Below are 2,561 nucleotides of genomic sequence, written 5' to 3'. Positions count from 1 at the left end.
TCGTAAGCGATCAGCGAACCCACACCTTGCGCCGCTGCGTCGGTTGGGTTAGCGATCAGGTGGTTGGCTTCCGCGCGGGCTTGCCGAGCTTCCAGGGCAGCAGGGCTTCGTAGTCGTCGGCGGTCTTCGCGTAAGGCAGAGCCTTGAACAGCTCGATGAGATACCGGTACACGTCGACGTCATTCGCCTTGCAGGTCTCGATCAGCGAATACAGGTTCAGGCTTGCCTTCGCACCCGCCACCGTATCGCTGAAGAGCCAGTTTTTGCGGCCCAGGCAAAACGGCCTGATCGAATTTTCGCACGCATTGTTGCAGATTGGCCATGTCTCGTTTTCAACGTAGCGGCACAGCTTGGGCCACTGATTGCCAAGATAGCCCAGCGCCTGCCCCAGCTTGCCGCCAGGCAGCGTTGTCTCCAGATGCTGGTCCAGCAATGCCTTGATCTGGCCCAGCACCACGCGGCTGTAGCGCCGGCGCAGCCGCAGACATCGCTGTGGAGCCTCGCGCGCCCGCGATTCGGCCGCATACAGCTTGCCGATCAGATGGAGGAACTGCGTGGCCGGCTGATGCATCCCGTGCGCCTCCTTTGGCAAAACCTCCTGGGCTTCCACAAAGCCACGCCGCACATGGCTCCAGCAGCCGAGGTGGACCAGCCCGTTCTTCTTCGCAATGAGATCGTACACGGCGCCGCCGTCGCTCATCAGCACGGCCCCCTCGCGTATGCCTGCCCATAGCGCGTCGCCATGTTCCGCATGGTGCCCGGCAGCGTAACTGAACAGTCGCACGGGCGGGTCAAGCGCATTCATCTGCACCCAGACCGCGCTTTTGGACTGCGCCGCCCGCCCGGGCTCCTTAAGCACCTGGACGTTGGTTTCGTCGCCCTGCGTGAGCGCGCTATCGAGCAGCACATCGCGCATCAGGTTGATCACCGGCTGGACCGCTTCGCCGATCCGGATCACGCAGGCCGCCAGGGTGTTGCGCGAGATGTCGCCGCCAAAGCGGCGCAGTAGCGCCGCGATCCGGTACAGCGGCAAGGCGTCCATGAACTTCGACAGGATGATCCACGCCAGTGCTGCTTCCGTGAACAGTCCCTTCGGAATAATGCGCAGCGGCACCGGGGTGACTTTCAGCCCGTGATCGCACTGTTTGCACGCATACTTGACACGTTCGTGGCGAATCACGCGGATCTGCTGCGGGATGATGTCCAGCTGCTCACTGACTTCGACGCCGATCCCGACCAGCTCCGAGCCGTCGTGCGGACAGACCAGCTGGTCTGCAGGCAATTCGTATCGAACCACCTCGCGCGGCAGCGCCGGATCGAGCGGCTTGCGACCGCCTTTCTTCCGTTTGTGCGCGGCTACCTCAATCCCGGGCCTGTCTTCCTGCGCGGGCTGCGTCGCCGGCGTCGGGGCAAGCTGCTCCGCTTCATTCAGGAACAGGTCGCCCTGACGGGGATCGCGCGTCTTCTCGCTGCTTGTGCCGAACAGCTTGCGCATCATGACCTTCAGCTGTTCCTTCACGAGGTCGCGTTCGGCCTTCGTCACACGCAGCTCGCCGCGAAGCTCGTCGCGTTCATCAAGCAGCGCATCACGCGCAGCGAATGCTGCATCACGTTCAGCAATGAGTGCGTTGAATTCGTCGACGGTGATCGTGAGGCGTTCGCGAGGCATGCAGCAACTCTAGCGAATCGCCAGCCCCCATGGGTTAACGTCAATTTGTAACAGTCGCCAATGCACCGCGCCTCCCCGGCAACTCACGCCCGCGCATAGCGACGCTCGGGGTGCTTACGCATCGCCGCAAGATCGATACCCTCGAGTAGCCAGTGGAATTGCTCGACACTCAGCTCGACAACGTCACCGTCACGTGGCCATGAAAAACGGTCAGCCTCAAGCCGTTTCATCATTATCCAGAATCCATTACGCTCATAAAGCAGCAGCTTGATGCGATCGCAACGTTTGTTCCGAAATCCGTACACCGCTCGTGCGAAGGGGTCGCGCTTTATCGACTGCTCCACGAGCACTGACAAGCCGTTGATGCTCTTGCGAAAATCAACCGCGTCGCGATGCAGATAAACCTTCAGACTTTCGTCGAAGCGGAACATGGCGTCCTCCCCAACGAATCCATCATTGCCATCAGCAGATCAACATCGGCGCTTGTGCACAACAGTTCGACATTCACGCCATTGGGCAGGTGGGCCCACAACCGCGCCCGCGGCGGCGACGTAATGACAGGCGCAGGCGTCATCTTCACCTCGACGAAGGGCGAGCCCAGCTCCGGCTCCTCAGCTGTCTTCGCGGTCGGGACTCGCAAACCCTCTGGCCCGGCACACAGTTCCCGCATGCGTCGCCTGACGTGGTACAGATGCTGCCTGCCCAGCCCATGCTCACGGGCATACGCCGAAAGCGTCTTGCCCTCCCGATGCGCGGCTTCGATGTGCGCCATCGCATCCATGCCCGTCATGCCATCACCCCCATCCATATAGCCATCCTCAGCTCGCTGAAAATGCTACATGCTCCGCGATTCAACGCTTCTCGCAAGGGGTGTGATTGATGGATCGCTTAC

At 61.4% G+C, this 2,561-nt stretch carries 3 protein-coding genes; all 3 read right to left on the bottom strand.

Going from position 1 to position 2,561, the window contains the following annotated elements; all coding sequences use genetic code 11:
* Positions 1-55 precede the first annotated feature (55 nt).
* Entirely contained in the window at positions 56-1,669 is a 1,614-nt protein-coding gene (gene tnpC, locus PQR67_RS38060) for an IS66 family transposase (RefSeq protein WP_408467928.1), read from the bottom strand.
* Positions 1,670-1,752: 83 nt separating this feature from the next.
* Positions 1,753-2,100: an IS66 family insertion sequence element accessory protein TnpB gene (gene tnpB, locus PQR67_RS38055; protein ID WP_408467927.1), complete on the bottom strand. Its 348-nt coding sequence runs from the start codon at positions 2,098-2,100 to the stop codon at positions 1,753-1,755.
* Complete coding sequence (locus PQR67_RS38050; RefSeq protein ID WP_408467926.1) at positions 2,076-2,477, bottom strand: hypothetical protein; 402 nt, start codon at positions 2,475-2,477, stop codon at positions 2,076-2,078. The genes tnpB and PQR67_RS38050 overlap by 25 nt, the downstream gene beginning before the upstream one ends.
* Between the last annotated feature and the right edge of the window lie 84 nt (positions 2,478-2,561).

Source organism: Paraburkholderia fungorum (assembly GCF_046026025.1).
Lineage (GTDB): Bacteria > Pseudomonadota > Gammaproteobacteria > Burkholderiales > Burkholderiaceae > Paraburkholderia > Paraburkholderia fungorum_E.
The sequence above is the reverse complement of the archived record's forward strand: the minus strand, read 5'-3'. Positions and strand labels throughout refer to the sequence as shown.